We start from the raw sequence: 17,891 nt of genomic DNA on the forward strand, positions 1-17,891 counted from the left end.
CATTAGAAGTCCCACCTGGATTTCATTTAACACCACAAGAAGCAAGAACTGCCTATATGGAAGGTGGAGTAACCTATAATACTACAGTAGAAAGAATAAAAAAAGAATTTGATCCAAAAGTAGAAAAAGCGAAAGAAATAAATGAAAATTTTATAGAGTTGTATGAAAAGGTAAATAAAACCATTGAAGAAATGTTGGCAAATGATGCATATTTAAAAAGGGATTATGATTTATGGATGAAAGAGATGAAATAAAAACAGGAATAAAAGACTTATTAAAAGAATTTAATATAAATAATTTATCAAAATTGATTTAACTAGGAGCTGACTATTATAGTCAGCTTTTAGTTAAAATTGATAAAAAACTGGAGTATAAAAAGATTTCTATTTTTAATATTAATATAATTTAATGCTAGGAAGGTATAAAATGAAAAAGAGATATATTTTTGGGTTGATAATAATTTTAATATTTGGTGTTTTTATGGCTTTTAGTTTAAATGGAAACAGATAAAAGCATAAAGAAGAATTTAGAGAAAGACAAGAGAGGCTAGCTCTATATTTTGTAAATAATTTTGAATTAACAAATGGCGAGGAAATTGAAAAAATAAAAACTACAAGTTATAGAAAAAATTATATGACAGGATATTGGCATTGTGATTTTTTAATAAATGGAAAATATTATGCTACCATTTCAGAAATTTATGAAACAAAAAAATTGGTGTTGTTGGATATGAAGATGATGACTTCAAGGAAATTAAACCTTCAAAAAACAATACAAAATTAGAGGCAAATATAGAATATTTTGAGGATTAGATTATGAGTGATGTAAATATTACAGATTTAGTTTATGTGTATTTTTTTTATGCCTTTTATCTCACGTTAATTACATCACAACAAAAAATAGGTGATTTAAATTAGAATTAGTTGAAAATTTTAAAAAAATATGTTATAATAATTAAAAATATTCTTTCTAAACAAAGAGTGGGGCATCCCACTCTTTCGTTTTAGTTTAATTCATGATTGAAAGGAGACAAAATTGAAAAAAGAAAATGAATTATTAAAAATTATTGAAAAAACTTTTAAAAATATTTTTTTAGAAAATGGAATTTACTTTATAGGTGCAGAATATGTAAAAGAGCCTAAAGGAAATGTGTTAAGAATTTTTATCGATAAAGAAGGAGGCGTTGATTTAGATTCTTGTGAAATGGCAAGCAATATTGTCAGTGATTGGTTAGATGAAGTAGATCCTATAGAAGATTCATATTTTTTAGAGGTTTCATCTCCTGGAGTAGAAAGAGAAATTAAAAATGATGAAGAATTAGAAACATTTATTGGAAAAAGAATTTTGGTAAAATGTTATAAAAAGTTAAATAATGAAAAAGAGTTTATTGGAAATTTAAAATCTTTTGATAAAGAAAATTTAACTTTGATAATTGGAAAGTCAAATGTTGATTTTTTAAGAAAAGATATTGCAATAATTAAATCACAAATTGAAATTTAAGGAGAAAATGATGAAAGGAACAACGGATTTTTTAAGAGCATTAGATGAAATCGAACGTGAAAAAGGTGTTTCTAAAGAGATAATTTTTGATTCTTTAGAAAAAGCACTTTTAAAAAGTTATGAAAAAAACTTTGGAGAATATGAAAATGTAAAAATAAATATTAACAGAACTACAGGAAAAGTTGAGCTTTTTGCGATAAAGACAGTAGTTGAAGTTGTTGAGGATAATATAACAGAAATTTCTTTGGATGAAGCAAAAGGTATTAGTACAAAGTATAAATTAGGAGATGAAGTGCCTATAAAATTAAAAACTATGGATTTTGGTAGAGTTGCTGCTCAAACTGCAAGAAATATTGTTATTCAAAAGATTAAAGATGCTGAAAGAGAAGTAATTTATAATGATTTTCAAGATAAAGAAAGAGAACTTATCTCAGGACAAATTCAGAGAATAGATAGGAATAATTTATTTATTAATCTAGGAAAACTTGAAGCAATTGTAACTCCACCTGAACAAATAAAAAATGAAGTTTATCGTGTAGGAGAAAGATTAAAATTTTATGTTAAGGAAGTAAAGAATACCCCTAAAGGAGCACAGGTTTTACTTTCAAGATCAGATGTTAATTTTGTTTTAAGATTATTTGAATTGGAAGTTCCTGAAATACTAGACGGAACGGTCGAAATTCAATCTATTGCTAGAGAACCAGGAAGTAGAACAAAAATTTCGGTTTTTTCTAAAAATGATGATGTAGATCCTGTTGGAGCCTGTGTTGGATATAAAAGGTCAAGAGTTAGTTCAATTATTAAAGAGTTAAGAGGAGAAAAAATTGATATTATCGTTTATAGTAAAGATGTAAAAGAATATTTATCAAACTCCTTAAGTCCATCAGAAGTTGTAGCGGTATTTACTAATGAAAGTGAAAATAGAGCAAGAATAATAGTTCCAGATTCACAATTATCATTAGCCATTGGTAAAGAGGGACAAAATGCAAGACTTGCAGCTAAACTTACAAATTGGAGAATAGATATTAAAGGTTTAGAAAAATATAGAGAAGATGTTGAAAACGGCTTAATTGAAGTTGGTTTTGATGGAGAACAAGAATTTATAGATAATGGTTATGAGTTATAGGTGTATTTATGAAAATGAAAAAAATTCCTATGAGAAAATGTGTTGCTTGTGGGGAACAAAAGGAAAAAAAAGAATTATTGAGAATTGTTAATAATAAAGAAGAAGGCATTTTATTAGACATAACTGGAAAAAAAAATGGAAGAGGTGCTTACATCTGTATTTCAAATAAATGTGTTAATAAAGCCAAGAAAAATAAGAGATTAAATATTGCATTAGAATCAGAAATTAGTGGTGAATTTTATGATGAATTAACAAATTATGTAGATTCTATTGAATAGCAAAGGGGTGCTAGTATGAGTAAAGTTAGAGTACATGAACTTGCAAAGGGGTTAAATCTTCAAAGCAAGGAATTAATTAATATAATCACTGGATTAGGTGTAGAAGTGAAGAGTCATATGTCTATCCTTGAAGGAAAAGATTTAGAAATTGTAATTGGACATTTTAGAAAAATTGAAGCAGAAAAAAATAAAAAAGATGAGAAAAAAGTAGTTAAAACTGAAAATAAGCCTGATAAAAAGAAAAATAATGTTAATAAAGAAAGAAAAGATAACTTTAATAAAGATAATAAAAATTCAAAAGAAGGTTATAAAAAAGATAATAAATTATTCAATAAAGATAATAAAGGACATAAAGAAGGATATAATAAAGATAACAAACAAAATTTCAGTAAAGATAATAAGACATTTAATAAAGATAAAAAAGGTAATTATAGTAAAGATAAAAAAGAAGGTTTTAACAAGGATAAAAAACAAAATTTCAATAAAGATAATAAACCTTTTAATAAAGACAAAAAAGAAGGATTCAGTAAAGATAATAGAAACTTTGGAAGGGATAAAAAAGATTCCGGAAGAAAGTTTGCTGATAGAAATAAAGAATTTTTAGATGATGTTGTAGAAGTAGTTGATCCAGCTATTGAAAAAAGAGATGCAAGAAAAACACATTTACAAGGTCAAGAAAAAAATAAGAAAAATAAGTCATTAAACGAGCACAAAATGAGGGAAGATAGAAATCCAAATCTTATTTTAAAGCCTGCTAAGAAGAAAAATAAAGCTAATCATAAAACTAAAAGTGATAGTGATCTAGAATTTGAAAACAAGGTAGAAAATGTTGGAGAAATAAAAATACCAGAAAGTATAACAGTAAAAGATTTTTCTGAAAGTTTAGGAGTTAGTAGTTCTCAAGTAATTTCAAAATTAATTGCATTAGGTATAATGGCAGGATTAAATCAAGAAATTGATTTTGACTGTGCAAGCTTGATTGCAGAAGAGTTTGGAAAAACAGTTGTATTAGAAACACCTGAAATAACTGAAGAAAATGAAATTTTATCTTTAGATTATGAAGATAAAAAAGAGGATTTGATAACAAGACCTCCTGTTGTAACAGTAATGGGTCATGTTGACCATGGTAAAACTTCTTTATTAGACTATATTAGAAAGTCTAAAGTTACAACACAAGAAGCAGGTGGTATTACTCAACATATAGGAGCTTATACAGTTAATATTAATAATAGTAAAATAGTATTTTTAGATACTCCTGGACACGAAGCATTTACAGCAATGCGTTCTAGGGGAGCAAAAGTTACAGATATTTCTATTCTTGTAGTAGCTGCAGACGACGGTGTTATGCCTCAAACTATTGAAGCAATTAACCATTCAAAAGATGCGGGAGTTCCAATCATAGTAGCTATTAATAAAATAGACAAAGAAGGAGCTAATCCTGAAAGAGTAAAGACCGAACTTTCAGATAATGGATTACTACCTGAAGATTGGGGTGGAGATGTAATCACTATGCCTGTATCAGCTAAAACTGGAGAAGGAATTGATGAATTACTAGAAATGGTTCTAATGGTTGCTGAAGTTGAAGAATTAAAAGCAAATCCAAATAGAATGGCTATTGGAACTGTAATTGAAGCACAACTTGATAAAGGTAGAGGCCCAGTAGCAACAATCTTAGTACAAAAGGGTACTTTAAATTCTGGAGATATAGTTATTTCAGGAACTTCTACAGGAAGAATTAGAGCTATGTTTGATGATAAAGGAAAGAAAATTAAGAAAGCTACACCTTCAATGCCAGCTGTTATTTTAGGTCTTTCAGAAGTACCAGAAGCAGGAAGCTTTATATATGCAGTTAAAGATGAAAAAACAGCTAGAGGATATGCTCAAAGAATTATAAATGTTCAAAAAGAAAATATGATTTCATCTGGAAACAAAGTTTCTCTTGATGATTTATTTGATAAAATTCAAGATGGTAATTTAAAAGAAATTAAAATTATTATTAAAACAGATGTTAGAGGAACTGTAGACGCTGTTAAGAATTCTTTAGAAAAATTGAGTAATGAAGAAGTTAAAGTTAATATAATACATGGTGCAGTTGGAGGAATTAACGAATCTGATGTAATGTTGGCTGCTGCAAGTAATGCAATAATAATTGGATTTAACGTTAGACCTTCACAAGGAGCAATCGACTTATCAAGACATGAAAATGTTGATGTCAGAACATATAGAGTAATTTATGATGCAATTGAAGATATTAAATTAGCTGTAAAAGGAATGTTAGCTCCTACTTTTGTTGAAGAAGTAATTGGTAGAGCTGAAGTTAGAGCAACATTTAAAGTTCCGGGAATAGGTACCGTAGCTGGAGTTTATGTCTTAAATGGTAAAGTTACAAGAAATGCAAAAGTAAGACTTCTTAGAGATGGAATTATTTTACATGAAGGTGAAATTAGTTCGTTGAAGAGATTTAAAGATGATGCAAAAGAACTTTTAACTGGATATGAAGGCGGATTGGGAATTGCAAACTATAATGATTTAAAAGAAACGGATATAATTGAAGCTTATATTGATAAGGAAGTTGAAAGATAGAGGTTTTTTATGAATACAAAAAGACTTGGGAGAATAGAATCTGAAATTAATAGAGTTTTGTCAGATGCTATTTATAACGGAATTAAAGATAATAGAATAAATCCATCAATAACAAATATAACAAAAGTTAGCGTAACAAATGATTTAGGCATTTGTTACGTTAGCATTGGTATTTTTGGAGATGAAAAAACTAAAGAAAAAACTATGAAAGGTCTTGAAAGTGCAACTGGGTATATGAAAAAAAGAATTTCAGATGCATTAGATTTGAGACATACTCCAAAGTTAATTTTTAAATTAGATGAATCATTTGAAAAAACAGCTTTAATGAATGAATTAATAATAAAAGTTTCTAAAGAGGATAGAGAAAAGAGAGAATTATATGGTAATGTTGATGAAGAATAATAGTCCTGGTGATATTTTAAATGTAATAAAAGAATCTGAAAATATTGGAGTTATTTCTCATAAAAATCCTGATGGAGACAATATAGGATCCACAATATCTGTAATACTCGGAATTAGAGAGAATCTAAATAAAAATATATTTGGAATAAAAGTAGATGACTTTCCAAAAAGCTTGTTATTTCTTGAAACTATTGACAATATAAAAGAAGTTGAAGAACAAGATTTAGACTTATTGATTTATGTTGATTGTGGTGAGATAGACAGACCTGGAGATATTGGTGAACATTTTAGAAAAAGAGCTAAAAAAACTATAAATATAGATCATCATAAGACTAATGATTATTTTGGAGACTTAAATTATGTGTTTCCTAATATGAGTTCAACTTGTGAAATAGTTTATAATTTATTTAAAGAATTTGATTTTAAGATTTCAAAAGATATTGCTGATTCTTTGTTGGTAGGAATAAATACTGATACTTATAGATTTTTATATGAATCATCTACGTCTTCTACTTTAAGAGTATGTGCTAATCTTTATGATTTAGGTGCAGATAAAGATTATATTTATAAAAAACTTTATCAAAATAATGTTTTTGAAGTTGAAATGCTAAAAAACAAATTAATAAATAGAGCAAAATTATACTTTGACAATAAGGTTGCAGTAATAGGAATGTTTGAGTCTGATTTTGAAGGTACCGATTTAACAATGGATATGGTTGATGATATCGTAAATTATTATAGAGATATTAATGGATTTGAAGTTTCTATTCTATTTAAAGAAATGAAAGAAGATTTATTTAAAGGTAGTGTAAGAAGTAAAGAATTTGTAGATGTTTCTAAAATATGTAGTCATTTTAATGGTGGAGGACATACAAGAGCAGCTGGTTGTGTTATAGATGGTGATTTTGAATCCGTTGTTAATTTGTTTTTAGAAAAATTAAAAAGTGAGTATCCAAATGAATTTTAATGGTATATTAAATGTTTATAAACCAAAAGGATTTACAAGTAGAGATGTAGTAAATATTGTTAGAAAGTTATATAAAACTAAAAAGGTTGGTCATGCGGGAACGCTTGATCCTAATGCGACAGGGGTTTTACCTATTGCCATTGGAAATGCTACAAAGATTGTCGATTATATTCAAAGCATGGGGAAATGTTATGTTGGAGAAATGACTTTAGGAATAGAGACCGATACTTTAGATATTTGGGGGCAAAGTCTTAACTCTAAGGAAATTTGTTTAGATAAAAATCAATTTTTTGAAGTTGTAAAAAAATATGATAGCAAAAAAATTTGGCAAATACCTCCAATGTATTCTGCTTTAAAAAAAGATGGAAAAAGATTATATGAGTATGCGAGATTAGGTATTGAAGTAGAAAGAGAAAAAAGAGAGGTTGAAATTGATTCTCTCATAATTCTTAATTTTTATGATAATAAGATACGATTTGAAGTAAATTGTTCCAAAGGAACATATATTCGTACACTATTTAATGATATAGCTTTAGATACTGATAATTTTGCTTATATGAGTTCTCTTTGTAGAAGTAAATATGGAATATTTACAATTAAAAATGCTTTATCATTAGAAAGACTTAAAAAATTTGATGAAATGCAATTAAAAAATTCATTAATTAATGTAGAAGATGTTTTTGAATATGGAAGCATAAATTTTGATAAAAAATATTTTAAACATATTTCAAATGGGCTTAGAAAAACATTTAATATTGAACAAGAAGGAATATTTAAAATATATTGTGATGATATTTTTATTGGTATCGGAGAGCTTATTCCACAAGAAAATGGAAAATTGTTAAAAATGAGAAACATATTCTATAAAGTTGATGATATCTAGTATTTCAAATTTTTAATTGAATAATATTATATAATAAATTGAAAAAATCTAGTGACTAAACACTAGATTTTTTACTATATAATTTCTAATAATTTTCTATTCAGTTTTGAAATTGGAAGTCCAACGATATTAAAATAGTCACCATTTATATGTTTTATTAAAAGACTAGCACCATCTTGTATTCCATATCCACCAGCTTTATCGTATGGATTTTCATTTTTAATATAAGATTCAATTGTTTCTTTTTGAATTTCGTCCAAGTCATAAAATGATACATAACTTTTTTCTGAAAATGTTGAGAAAGCATTATTAAAGTATATTGTAACTGAGGTTTGGACAATATGTTCTTTTCCAGATAAATATTCTAACATATATTTTGCTTCTTCATAATTGTTTGGCTTTCCAAACAAATACATATCATCATAGACAATTGTATCTGCTGAAATAATTAAAGCACTTTTGTAATCTTTAGCTACATCTTTACATTTTTCAAAAGATAGTATATCACATAATTCACTAAATTTTGACTTGTCATCTTTAGATGTCTTACTTAAAAACTTTTGTTCTAAATTTCTCTCATCAATATTAGCAGGAATCACTTTGAATTCATTAAATATGAATTTTAAAAGTTCTTTTCTTCTTTGTGAATTACTAGCTAATATTATATCAAAATTATCCATAAAATTCTCCTAACAAATTTTTATAATTAAATTATATCAAAAATAAAAAAACATCTCAATATTTTACAATAGTAAGATGTTTTTTAATCCAGTATTACTCAACTTTTAATAGAATATAAAATTATTACTTAATAATTTATAATTTATATTAAATCAACTTTCCAGTTACTCCATACATTATCATGAAAAAACAAGACAAAGTGAAAGTTGTAAAAGATAATAGTAATTTCACCATTTCTAAAGTGTTGAACTCTGAATTTCTATTTTTTCTTTTTTGCATAATTCTTTCCTCCAATCAATAAATCACTTTTTAAGTTACTTTTATTATACAACACAAAAAATAACTTGTCAAGCTACTTTTTTTGAAAAAATTAAAAAAATTAGAAAATAAATTGCTTTTTAAGTTATTTTGTTGTATAATTATTATAGAATAGTAGAGGTGATAATATGACAACAGGAGAAAGATTAAAAGAGCTTAGACAAAAAGCTAATCTTACACTGCAAGATGCCGGTGAACTAATTGGCACAAGTAAACAAAATTTATTTAAGTATGAAAATGATATAATAACAAATATTCCAATAGATAGATTATTGAAGCTAGCAGAAATTTATAATTCAAGCCCAATAGAAATTTTAGGATGGGAGCATTATTCAAATACTCCTAATTCTACAAAGGCATCAATATATAATTATTTACCTTATGGTGTTTCTGCAGGGCTACCTGATGGACCTAACTATGATGTTGAGCTTGAAAAAATAGAAATAAGTGATTCTGTTATGGGACCTTATGCAAATGACGATGATATTCTTATAATGCATGTTAATGGAGAGAGTATGAATAAAGTAATACCAAATGGAAGTTATATTGCTGTTAAACTGAATTATCCAGTTTATAATTTAGAAGATGAAGATATTGTAGTCTTTTCTGAAAATGGAGAATATAGTTTAAAATTATTTTTTAGAGATGGGGAAGATATAATTTTTAGACCTTGTTCTACTTATCATTCATTTACGGATTTAAAATTTTCAAAAGATGATGAATTTAGCATTTTAGGAAAGGTTGTTATGTATTGTGTTAATTTATAGTAAAAAAATAATATAAATGTTAAATATAAAAAGTGTAGATATTTTATCAGTTTATCTACACTTTTTTATATTAAATATTAAATTTTTAGAATAGCTATAGCTAACATAAAATATATTATCAAACTGGTTGCATCCACAATAGTTGTTATAAGTGGTGCAGCTGCACTTGCTGGATCCATTTTTAGTTTCTTTGCAATTAATGGAAGTACTCCACCCGCTAGATTCGCAGAAATCAACGAAATTGCTATTGTAAGGCTAACCACAAAACTTATTGCAAAAGTTGTGCTTTTGGATCCGAAAATATATAATCTTATAAAATTAGTGATAAATAATATTAGTCCGCAAAGTAGTCCAACAGTTAATTCTTTTTTTAGAACAACAAAAAAATCTTTTATGTTTAAATCATCGACAGCAATTCCTCTTATTACCATAGTTGAACTTTGTGCTCCTGCATTACCAGCAGTCGACATTATAATTGGAATTGATGCTGATAAAATAGCTAATGCACTTAGTTTATCTTCAAAATATTGTAAAATATATCCAGTAAAAGTTGCAGAAATCATTAGAATTAAAAGCCAAGATATTCTTGATTTTACCATTTCCTTAATTCCTGTTTTCAAGTAAGATCCATCTGTCGGAACAATACCACTCATTTTATGAATATCTTCGGTTGCTTCTTCATTTAAAATATCCAAAACATCATCTGCAGTAACAATCCCAATTAGACAATTTTGATTATTTAATACACAAATAGTTGTTAAGTCATATTTACTCAATAAATGGGCAACTTCTTCTTGGTCTGTGTTTGTATATACATAATGAATATTTTTATCCATTATTTCTGAAATTAACTTATCATTTTTTGAAATAATGATATCTCTTAAATTTACTATTCCAACTAGAACTCTTTTTGTATTAATTACAAAGCAAACATTGACCGTTTCCGCAATTTCGGCTTGTTCTTTAATTTTTTTTATTGCTTCTTCAACTGTATCTTCTTCACAAAGTTCTACAAAGCCAGTACTCATTACAGATCCAGCAGTATTTTCTTCATAACTTAAAAGAGTATTTATTTCTTTTCGATGTTCTGAAGGTACATTGTCTAAAATGTATTTAATAACATTAGCTGGCATTTCTTCAAGAAAATCTATTATATCATCACTAAACATATTATCTAAAATACTTTTTACTTCCATAGATGATAATGCTGATATTAATCTTTCTTGATGCAATGAATCTAAATAAGTAAATAATTCAGCAGAAATGTCTTTTGGTAAGATTTTAAAAACAAAAATTGCTTCATCAAGTTCTAATTCACTAAATATTTCACTTAAATCAACTATATTATATTCATCAAAAATTTCTCTTATTAATAAGACTTTTTTTTCTTTTATTAATTCAGGAAGTAGGGAAGATAATTGTTCTTTACTATATTCTAAAAAATTATATTCCATAAATTCCACCTCCTAAAAATAAAGATGCAAGAGTAAAATATATTGTTAGTGAAATAGCATCACAAACTGTAGTCAAAATCGGGCCACTCATTGATGCAGGATCTTGTCTTAAAGTGCTAGCTAATAATGGTAAAATTCCACCAATTAAATTTGCAATAGTTATAATTATATAAATAGTTGCTGAAATTAGGATTGCTATAGACATAGAAATATTTGGCATAAAAATTAGAATTCTTAATATATTTACAGTAAATAATATCGCTCCTAAAATTAAAGAGTTTAAAAATTCAGTTTTTATTACATATTTAAAGTCATTTATATTTAAATTATCAATAGCAATACCTCTAACCACCATTGCACTTGATTGACTACCAGCATTTCCTGCAGTATCCATAAGCATTGGTATAAAAATTACTAAAGATGGAAATTTTAGTGTTAAGTCAGTATTTTTTGCAAGAATAAATCCAGATACTGTCGCAGAAATCATAAGTATTAAAAGCCAAGTGATTCTACTTTTTACCATTTCAATTATCGACATATTTACATAAGAACCTTCTATAGGTGTGATACCACCCATTTTTTGTAAGTCTTCTGTAACTTCTTCTTGAATAATGTCATACACATCATCAATAGTAATAATTCCAATAAGTCTATGTTGATCATTTACTACTGGTAGTACTAATAAATCATATTTTGTAAATATTTTTGCAACTTCTTCTTGATCTTCATCACATTCAACAGATATAACATCTGTTTCCATAATTTCAGAAATTAGCGTATTTGATGAAGCTAACAATATGCTTTTCATTGAAACAAAACCTAAAAGTATATGTTGATCATTAGTTATATAACAATAAGAAATAGTTTCAGCAAGTCTTTCTTTATCTTTAATCATTTTTAGTGCTTCATCTGCTGTGATTTCTGGATCTAGTTCAACATAATCAGTGCTCATTACAGAACCAGCACTATTTTCTTTAAAATTTAAAATCATATTTATTTCACTTCGTCTTTGATTAGAAGCTGAATCTAAAACTCTTTTAACAATATTTGCAGGAAGTTCTTCTAGAAAATCACTTATATCATCCGTAAACATATAGTCTAACATAACTTTTATTTCATGATCTTGTAATCCATTTATTACTTGTTGTTTCATATTTTGAGGAAGATAAGCAAAAATTTCTGCCGTTTTTTCTTTTTTAATAACCTTAAACATAAATAGAATTTCTTTAATCTCAAAATATTCTTCAAAAATATTTGCAAGGGTTACTTCATTTGTATCATAAATCAAATCTCTTAAATGAAAAATATTTTTTTCTTCTAATGAAATTCTTAATTCATTAGCAATATTTTTGCTTTTTTCTAAAGAATTTTCTTTTAAGTCCATATATCTCCTCCTTAATAAAAATTTGTAAAATACATTCAAATACATTATATCATATTTTACATTTTATAAAAAACTATTTTTAAAATAAAATTATTAATTGAAATTTAAAATAATTAAACTAAGTATTAATTGTATCTTTAAAAACTTCTAATAAAATGTTGAAAATATAATATTTTTATGGTACAATTTATTATGAATATATTTGTATTAATTATATTATTAATTAGTCATTTGATTTAAGTATAATTATTTTAAGATTAAGGTTGAAAAATGAGGATAGTATCTGGAAAAAAGAGAGGATTAAAATTATTATCTCCTGTAGATTATAGAGTAAGACCAACTACAGATAAAATTAAAGAGTCAATTTTTAATATTTTGTTTGAAATAGATGAAAATTCTATTGTGTTAGATTTATTTTCTGGTAGTGGTGCTATTGGAATTGAATTTCTAAGTAGAGGTGCAGATAAGGCTTATTTTTGTGATTTTTCTGATGACAGTATAAAAATTACTAGGCAAAATATTGAGAATGCTGAATTTTTGGAAAAATCAATTATTATAAAAAAAGATTATATGGAATGTTTAAATTATTTTTACAAAAATAATTTAAGATTTGATTATATATTTTTAGACCCTCCATATAGAAATGATTACATGAAAAACACTTTAGATTTCATTTGGAATTACAATATTCTAAATGAGGATGGAATAATCATTATAGAAACAGATAAGGATATAATTATTGAAGACTTTGATGTAATAAAAGAAAAAAAATATTCTAAGACTAGAGTGATATTTTTAGAAAGGAAAAAATAATAATGAAGGTAGTTTTTCCGGGTAGTTTTGACCCTTTAACTAATGGTCATAAAAATATTATTTTAAAAACTTTAAAAATTTTTAATTCTGTAGATATACTTATTTTAAATAATATGAATAAAAAAACACTTTTTACACTTGAAGAAAGACAAAATATTATTTCAAAGATATTTAAAAAGTATGATAATGTTGATATAAATATATATTCTGGGTTATTGAGTGATTATGTTAAAGATAATAATGTCAACATTTTAGTAAGAGGTGTTAGGAATACTTTAGATTTTGAATCTGAGAAGATTAATGCTAAAGTAAATCAAGAGCTTTGTGGGGTACAAACAATTTTATTATTTTCTGAATCTTCGGAAGAACATATTAGTTCAACTGTTGTTAAAGATGTATTCTTTAACGGTGGTAATATTGAACCATATGTAGATAAGGTTGTTTTAGATATATTAAGTGAAAAATTTAGGAGGAATGAATAATGGAAATTTTAGAATTAATTGATCGTATTGAAGACTTGGTGGAAGAAAGTTCAAGTTTACCTTTTTCAAAGAAAGTTATGGTAGACTCTGAAGCATTATTTTTCATACTTAAAGAAATGAGAGAAAATATTCCTGAAGAAATCAAACAAGCAGAGTGGGTTAATGCAGAAAAAGATAGAATTTTAAATGAAGCTACTAAAGATGCAAATCAAATTTTAGAGCAAGCTAATAAAGAAGCTTCTAAAATTAAATCCGTTGCTGAATTAAGATGTCAACAAATGATCAATGAAAGTGACGTAGTGGTTGCTGCTGAAAGTAAAGCAAATGACATATTACTAAAAGCTGAACAAAATGCAAAGACTATAAAAATGCAAACTAATACTTATGTTGATGATGTTTTATCTAAAACACAAGAAAGATTAAGAGATATAATTACTGTTTTAGATAATAACAGAAATGAAATTAGAAAATAATTGGAGAAATAATGAACAAAGTTACTGAAAATTTGATTTTAGATATTGAAGATATTAGGAATTTATTTGGAAATTTAGATTCTAATATAGATTTTATTTCTAAAAAATTTGACGTTTCTATAAAAAATAGTAATGAAGGCTTGTCTATAACTGGAGATGAAAAAATGGTTTTACTATGTATTAAAACTATTGAGTTTTTAGTTAGAGATAAGTCATTAGAAAGTTTGGATAAACAAAAAATTTCTTATGTAATTGAGAAAGTAAAAAGCGAAAATAAGGATATATTAAATGATTGGTTAGATTATGTTATATGTTTAAATGCAAAGTTAAAACCTATCAAACCTAAGACTTTAGGTCAAAGGAAATATATATCTGCAATAGAAGAAAATATAATTACTTTTGGTATAGGTCCTGCAGGAACTGGAAAAACATTTTTAGCTATTGCGATGGCTGCTAAGGCTTTAAAAAATAATTCTGTATCAAAGATTATTTTAACAAGACCAGCAGTTGAAGCGGGTGAAAACTTAGGTTTTTTACCTGGTGATTTACAAGAAAAAATTGATCCATATTTAAGACCATTATATGATTCGTTGTATAATATTTTAGGATATGATAATTTTCTTAGACTAAAAGAAAAAGGTATTATTGAAGTTGCACCTTTAGCTTATATGAGAGGACGAACATTAGATGATGCCTTTATAATTCTTGATGAAGCTCAAAATGCAACTAATGAGCAAATGAAGATGTTTTTAACGAGAATAGGATTTGAGTCTAAAGCTGTTATTACTGGAGATATTACTCAAATTGACTTAGGTAGAAGAAAAAATTCAGGCCTTGTTTCAGTAAGTAAAATCTTGAATAATATCAATGGAATAAATTTTAATTATTTTGATAGTTCCGATGTTGTAAGGCATAGTATAGTTATGAAAATAATAGATGCTTATACAAAATATGAAGATGGTTTAGTGGAGAAGAAATGATGAATGTTCTTTTTGATAATAGACAAGATTCTTTTGTTGTATCAGAAAATCTTAAAGCAAAAATAGTTGAATGTATTAAAACAGCTTTAAGAGTTGAAAATAGAGAAATAAGTAATGTTGAAGTTTCTGTATCATTTGTTACAAATGAAGAAATAAAAAATATAAATTCTGAATTTAGAAATATTAATAAAGAAACGGATGTGCTTTCTTTTCCAATGGATTTTGAGTTTTCAGAAGAAGGTATGCCTTATATTTTAGGAGATATTATTATTTCTACCGAAAAATCTATGGAACAAGCAAAAGAGTTTGGGCATAGTATTGATAGAGAAATATTATATTTAGTTTGTCATTCGGTTTTTCATTTACTTGGATATGACCATATTGAAGAGTCAGACAAATTAGTTATGAGAAATAAGGAAAAAGAAACTATGAAATTGATGGAAGTTTTTAAAAATGAGAAAGAATTCTAATTTTTTTGAAAGTTTTCTTTGTGCTTTCAAAGGAATAATATATATTTTTAAAACAGAGAAAAATTTTAGATTTCATATTGTATTTTCTTTGTTAGTATTGTTGTGTTCTTTAATTTTAAGTTTGTCGTGCGTTGAATTATCTGTAATATTGATTATGATAGCAGTTGTTTTGACTTTAGAAATTATTAATACTATCATTGAAAATATTATGGATTTTTTATGTAAAGAATATAATTTTAAGGTAAAAATTATAAAGGATATGGCATCGGGAACTGTTTTAGTTTCAGCTTTTATTTCTATGATAGTTGGTCTTTTAATATTTGTTCCCAAAATAATAGTTATGATTGGTGGTTAAATGAATATTTATAAAAAAATGATAGACTGTGCTTTAGATAGTCAAAAAAAAGCTTATACACCATATTCAAATTTTAAAGTAGGAGCTTGTGTATTAACTGATTCAGGAAAGTTATATGGTGGCTGTAATATAGAAAATGCATCATATACGCCTACAGTTTGTGCAGAAAGAGTAGCTATATTTAAAGCTGTATATAATGGAGAAAAAAAGATTACAAAAATTGCGGTTGTTGGAAAAGAAAATTCTTTAACATATCCTTGTGGAGTTTGTAGACAGGTTATAAGAGAATTTTGTTCTGATGATTGTGAGATAATTATAATAAAAAATGAGCAAGAATATAAGATAGTAAAATTTTCAGAAATTTTACCTTATAGTTTTGGTCCAGAGGATTTATAATATGGACAATATAAAATCAGGATTTGTTACAATTGTTGGAAGATCAAATGTTGGTAAGTCAACATTATTAAATAGAATAATAGGAGAGAAAATTTCAATTATTTCTAACAAACCACAAACTACAAGATCTAATTTAAAATTAATATATAATTCATTGGATTCTCAAATTATTTTCCTTGATACTCCTGGTATTCAAAATCCTAAAAATAAATTGGGAGAATTTATGTTAAAGGAAGCTAGAAGCTCTCTTAAAGATGTAGATTTAATTTTGTATATGGTAGATGTTAATTTTGAAATAAGAGAATTGGATAATTTAATAATTGATATGCTGAGGAAAATTAATCTTCCAAAACTATGTATTATTAATAAGATAGATACATTAAATGCAGATGAGCTTTGTAAACTTATTTCAAAGTATGAGGATATGGACTTGTTTGAAAAAATTATTCCAATATCTGCTTCAGAAGGTACTAATGTATATAATTTAATAGATAGTATAAAATCTTATTTACCTTATGGACCTAAATATTACTCAGATGATATGATTACAGACCAGTCTGAGAGAGAAATAGTAAGTGAAATAATAAGAGAGAAAGCTCTTAATTTTTTAAGGGATGAAATTCCACATGGAGTTAATGTATTAATTGAAAAATTTTCAATAAGAAAAAATAAGCCAATTATTGATATTGATGCAATTATTTGTGTTGAGAAAAAATCACATAAAGGTATGGTAATTGGTAAAAATGGAGATATGATATTAAAAATTGGAAAGTCTGCTAGACTAGATATAGAAAAGTTTTTAGATTCAAAAGTTAATTTAAAACTTTTTGTTAAAATTGATGACGATTGGAGAAACAAATCATTTAAGGTGAAAGAATTTGGATATTTTAGAAAATAGTATTTATAATAATATAAATGGCTTTGTTATTTCGGAAAATGCTTATTTAAATAATGCTAAAATATTTAGAGTATATACTGATGAGTTTGGACTTATCTCAATTTATACTAAAAATATTGAAATGTATTTATCCATGTACTCTAATTATAATTTTAAATTAAATTACCGAAACGAATTTTTCTATTGTAATGAATATGAACTACTAGAATTTTTTTCTTTTAAATCTAAAGAGCATATTTTGTTTTTGAATATTCTTTCAGAAATAATTTTAAAGACTAGTGTACCTGAATTAAAAAATATAGAAATATATGATTTAATAAATGAGGTATTAAGAATAAAGAAAATAGATTATAAGATAATATTAAGTTATTTTATAATTAAATACTTGCTTTTTAATGGATATCATATACTATTTGATGACGAGAAAAATATAAAAAATTATAATTTTGATATATCTGAATTACTTATAAATTCTAGCTTAAAGTATAAGGATAAATACAACTATATAATTAATGAACATGAATACAATTATATTTATTTGTTATACAATTCTAAAAATTTAGAAAATATTGATTTAAAGTGTATTAACTTGAATTTTTCAAGAATTCTTGGAATATTAATAAATGCATTCTGCTTAAATTTTAATATATATCAATTAAAAAGTTTTAACATAAGGTGATA

At 25.8% G+C, this 17,891-nt stretch carries 22 protein-coding genes; 18 read left to right on the top strand and 4 right to left on the bottom strand.

Translation table 11 applies throughout. From position 1 onward, the window contains the following. The 8 genes from VJI93_RS02085 to truB all read left to right on the top strand — a co-directional run. Positions 1-254, top strand: a 254-nt coding sequence (locus VJI93_RS02085) for a hypothetical protein (protein WP_323998900.1), incomplete at its 5' end; no start/stop codon positions are given. A 781-nt stretch (positions 255-1,035) separates the two neighbouring features. Further along, entirely contained in the window at positions 1,036-1,500 is a 465-nt protein-coding gene (gene rimP, locus VJI93_RS02090; protein ID WP_323998901.1) for a ribosome maturation factor RimP, read from the top strand. Positions 1,501-1,510: 10 nt separating this feature from the next. Then, entirely contained in the window at positions 1,511-2,626 is a 1,116-nt protein-coding gene (gene nusA, locus VJI93_RS02095) for a transcription termination factor NusA (RefSeq protein ID WP_323998902.1), read from the top strand. A gap of 8 nt (positions 2,627-2,634) precedes the next feature. Continuing rightward, positions 2,635-2,904, top strand: coding sequence for an RNase P modulator RnpM (gene rnpM, locus VJI93_RS02100; protein ID WP_323998903.1), 270 nt, complete (start codon positions 2,635-2,637; stop codon positions 2,902-2,904). Between the two features lie 15 nt (positions 2,905-2,919). After that, positions 2,920-5,487, top strand: a complete 2,568-nt coding sequence (infB, locus tag VJI93_RS02105; RefSeq protein ID WP_323998904.1) for a translation initiation factor IF-2 — start codon at positions 2,920-2,922, stop codon at positions 5,485-5,487. A gap of 9 nt (positions 5,488-5,496) precedes the next feature. Continuing rightward, positions 5,497-5,889, top strand: a complete 393-nt coding sequence (gene rbfA / locus VJI93_RS02110; protein ID WP_323998905.1) for a 30S ribosome-binding factor RbfA — start codon at positions 5,497-5,499, stop codon at positions 5,887-5,889. Continuing rightward, positions 5,867-6,856, top strand: a complete 990-nt coding sequence (locus tag VJI93_RS02115) for a DHH family phosphoesterase (protein ID WP_323998906.1) — start codon at positions 5,867-5,869, stop codon at positions 6,854-6,856. Before rbfA ends, VJI93_RS02115 begins: the two co-directional genes overlap by 23 nt. After that, positions 6,846-7,739: a tRNA pseudouridine(55) synthase TruB gene (gene truB / locus VJI93_RS02120; RefSeq protein WP_323998907.1), complete on the top strand. Its 894-nt coding sequence runs from the start codon at positions 6,846-6,848 to the stop codon at positions 7,737-7,739. Before VJI93_RS02115 ends, truB begins: the two co-directional genes overlap by 11 nt. A gap of 74 nt (positions 7,740-7,813) precedes the next feature. Here truB and VJI93_RS02125 read toward each other — a convergent pair whose 3' ends face one another. Next, complete coding sequence (locus tag VJI93_RS02125; RefSeq protein WP_323998908.1) at positions 7,814-8,419, bottom strand: Maf family protein; 606 nt, start codon at positions 8,417-8,419, stop codon at positions 7,814-7,816. A 148-nt stretch (positions 8,420-8,567) separates the two neighbouring features. Then, positions 8,568-8,699 (bottom strand): hypothetical protein, encoded by a 132-nt coding sequence (locus tag VJI93_RS02130; RefSeq protein WP_323998909.1) that lies wholly within the window; start codon positions 8,697-8,699, stop codon positions 8,568-8,570. 167 nt (positions 8,700-8,866) lie between these two features. Here VJI93_RS02130 and VJI93_RS02135 point away from each other — a divergent pair, with 167 nt between their 5' ends. Beyond that, complete coding sequence (locus VJI93_RS02135; RefSeq protein WP_323998910.1) at positions 8,867-9,505, top strand: XRE family transcriptional regulator; 639 nt, start codon at positions 8,867-8,869, stop codon at positions 9,503-9,505. A 77-nt stretch (positions 9,506-9,582) separates the two neighbouring features. Here VJI93_RS02135 and mgtE (VJI93_RS02140) read toward each other — a convergent pair whose 3' ends face one another. Together mgtE (VJI93_RS02140) and mgtE (VJI93_RS02145) are read right to left on the bottom strand one after the other, a co-directional pair. Next, a complete protein-coding gene (gene mgtE / locus VJI93_RS02140; protein ID WP_323998911.1) occupies positions 9,583-10,959 on the bottom strand; it encodes a magnesium transporter in 1,377 nt (458 codons plus the stop codon). Then, entirely contained in the window at positions 10,949-12,343 is a 1,395-nt protein-coding gene (gene mgtE, locus VJI93_RS02145) for a magnesium transporter (protein WP_323998912.1), read from the bottom strand. The genes mgtE (VJI93_RS02140) and mgtE (VJI93_RS02145) overlap by 11 nt, the downstream gene beginning before the upstream one ends. Before the next feature lie 270 nt (positions 12,344-12,613). Between mgtE (VJI93_RS02145) and rsmD the strand changes: the two genes are divergently transcribed. Genes rsmD through VJI93_RS02190 form a run of 9 tightly spaced genes read left to right on the top strand, consistent with a single transcriptional unit; the run spans position 12,614 to position 17,889 of the window. Next, positions 12,614-13,156 (top strand): 16S rRNA (guanine(966)-N(2))-methyltransferase RsmD, encoded by a 543-nt coding sequence (rsmD, locus tag VJI93_RS02150; protein ID WP_323998913.1) that lies wholly within the window; start codon positions 12,614-12,616, stop codon positions 13,154-13,156. Positions 13,157-13,158: 2 nt separating this feature from the next. Next, positions 13,159-13,638, top strand: coding sequence for a pantetheine-phosphate adenylyltransferase (coaD, locus tag VJI93_RS02155; protein ID WP_323998914.1), 480 nt, complete (start codon positions 13,159-13,161; stop codon positions 13,636-13,638). Further along, on the top strand, positions 13,638-14,111 hold the full coding sequence (locus VJI93_RS02160; protein WP_323998915.1) for an ATPase: 474 nt from the start codon (positions 13,638-13,640) through the stop codon (positions 14,109-14,111). The genes coaD and VJI93_RS02160 overlap by 1 nt, the downstream gene beginning before the upstream one ends. 11 nt (positions 14,112-14,122) lie before the next feature. Continuing rightward, the gene (locus VJI93_RS02165) at positions 14,123-15,091 is read left to right on the top strand and encodes a PhoH family protein (RefSeq protein ID WP_323998916.1); all 969 of its coding nucleotides are present in this window, start codon (positions 14,123-14,125) and stop codon (positions 15,089-15,091) included. Continuing rightward, positions 15,091-15,561 carry an rRNA maturation RNase YbeY gene (gene ybeY, locus VJI93_RS02170; protein ID WP_323999114.1) on the top strand — a complete coding sequence of 157 codons (471 nt, stop codon included), beginning with the start codon at positions 15,091-15,093 and terminating at the stop codon, positions 15,559-15,561. Before VJI93_RS02165 ends, ybeY begins: the two co-directional genes overlap by 1 nt. After that, on the top strand, positions 15,545-15,916 hold the full coding sequence (locus VJI93_RS02175; RefSeq protein WP_323998917.1) for a diacylglycerol kinase: 372 nt from the start codon (positions 15,545-15,547) through the stop codon (positions 15,914-15,916). Before ybeY ends, VJI93_RS02175 begins: the two co-directional genes overlap by 17 nt. Beyond that, entirely contained in the window at positions 15,917-16,312 is a 396-nt protein-coding gene (gene cdd / locus VJI93_RS02180) for a cytidine deaminase (protein WP_323998919.1), read from the top strand. A gap of 1 nt (position 16,313) precedes the next feature. After that, entirely contained in the window at positions 16,314-17,210 is an 897-nt protein-coding gene (gene era, locus VJI93_RS02185; RefSeq protein ID WP_323998920.1) for a GTPase Era, read from the top strand. Beyond that, positions 17,191-17,889: a DNA recombination protein RecO gene (locus VJI93_RS02190; RefSeq protein WP_323998921.1), complete on the top strand. Its 699-nt coding sequence runs from the start codon at positions 17,191-17,193 to the stop codon at positions 17,887-17,889. Before era ends, VJI93_RS02190 begins: the two co-directional genes overlap by 20 nt. Positions 17,890-17,891 lie beyond the last annotated feature (2 nt).

The organism is Parvimonas sp. M20, assembly GCF_035282425.1.
Classification (GTDB): Bacteria; Bacillota; Clostridia; order Tissierellales; family Peptoniphilaceae; genus Parvimonas.

What these genes read in the sequence shown, in the direction of transcription:
- nusA (WP_323998902.1), top strand. Translation starts at nt 1,511, where the DNA reads ATGAAAGGAACAACGGATTTTTTAAGAGCATTAGATGAAATCGAACGT.
- rnpM (WP_323998903.1), top strand. Translation starts at nt 2,635, where the DNA reads ATGAAAATGAAAAAAATTCCTATGAGAAAATGTGTTGCTTGTGGGGAA.
- infB (WP_323998904.1), top strand. Translation starts at nt 2,920, where the DNA reads ATGAGTAAAGTTAGAGTACATGAACTTGCAAAGGGGTTAAATCTTCAA.
- rbfA (WP_323998905.1), top strand. Translation starts at nt 5,497, where the DNA reads ATGAATACAAAAAGACTTGGGAGAATAGAATCTGAAATTAATAGAGTT.
- VJI93_RS02115 (WP_323998906.1), top strand. Translation starts at nt 5,867, where the DNA reads ATGGTAATGTTGATGAAGAATAATAGTCCTGGTGATATTTTAAATGTA.
- truB (WP_323998907.1), top strand. Translation starts at nt 6,846, where the DNA reads ATGAATTTTAATGGTATATTAAATGTTTATAAACCAAAAGGATTTACA.
- VJI93_RS02125 (WP_323998908.1), bottom strand. Translation starts at nt 8,419, where the DNA reads ATGGATAATTTTGATATAATATTAGCTAGTAATTCACAAAGAAGAAAA.
- VJI93_RS02130 (WP_323998909.1), bottom strand. Translation starts at nt 8,699, where the DNA reads ATGCAAAAAAGAAAAAATAGAAATTCAGAGTTCAACACTTTAGAAATG.
- VJI93_RS02135 (WP_323998910.1), top strand. Translation starts at nt 8,867, where the DNA reads ATGACAACAGGAGAAAGATTAAAAGAGCTTAGACAAAAAGCTAATCTT.
- mgtE (WP_323998911.1), bottom strand. Translation starts at nt 10,959, where the DNA reads ATGGAATATAATTTTTTAGAATATAGTAAAGAACAATTATCTTCCCTA.
- mgtE (WP_323998912.1), bottom strand. Translation starts at nt 12,343, where the DNA reads ATGGACTTAAAAGAAAATTCTTTAGAAAAAAGCAAAAATATTGCTAAT.
- rsmD (WP_323998913.1), top strand. Translation starts at nt 12,614, where the DNA reads ATGAGGATAGTATCTGGAAAAAAGAGAGGATTAAAATTATTATCTCCT.
- coaD (WP_323998914.1), top strand. Translation starts at nt 13,159, where the DNA reads ATGAAGGTAGTTTTTCCGGGTAGTTTTGACCCTTTAACTAATGGTCAT.
- VJI93_RS02160 (WP_323998915.1), top strand. Translation starts at nt 13,638, where the DNA reads ATGGAAATTTTAGAATTAATTGATCGTATTGAAGACTTGGTGGAAGAA.
- VJI93_RS02165 (WP_323998916.1), top strand. Translation starts at nt 14,123, where the DNA reads ATGAACAAAGTTACTGAAAATTTGATTTTAGATATTGAAGATATTAGG.
- ybeY (WP_323999114.1), top strand. Translation starts at nt 15,091, where the DNA reads ATGAATGTTCTTTTTGATAATAGACAAGATTCTTTTGTTGTATCAGAA.
- VJI93_RS02175 (WP_323998917.1), top strand. Translation starts at nt 15,545, where the DNA reads ATGAGAAAGAATTCTAATTTTTTTGAAAGTTTTCTTTGTGCTTTCAAA.
- cdd (WP_323998919.1), top strand. Translation starts at nt 15,917, where the DNA reads ATGAATATTTATAAAAAAATGATAGACTGTGCTTTAGATAGTCAAAAA.
- era (WP_323998920.1), top strand. Translation starts at nt 16,314, where the DNA reads ATGGACAATATAAAATCAGGATTTGTTACAATTGTTGGAAGATCAAAT.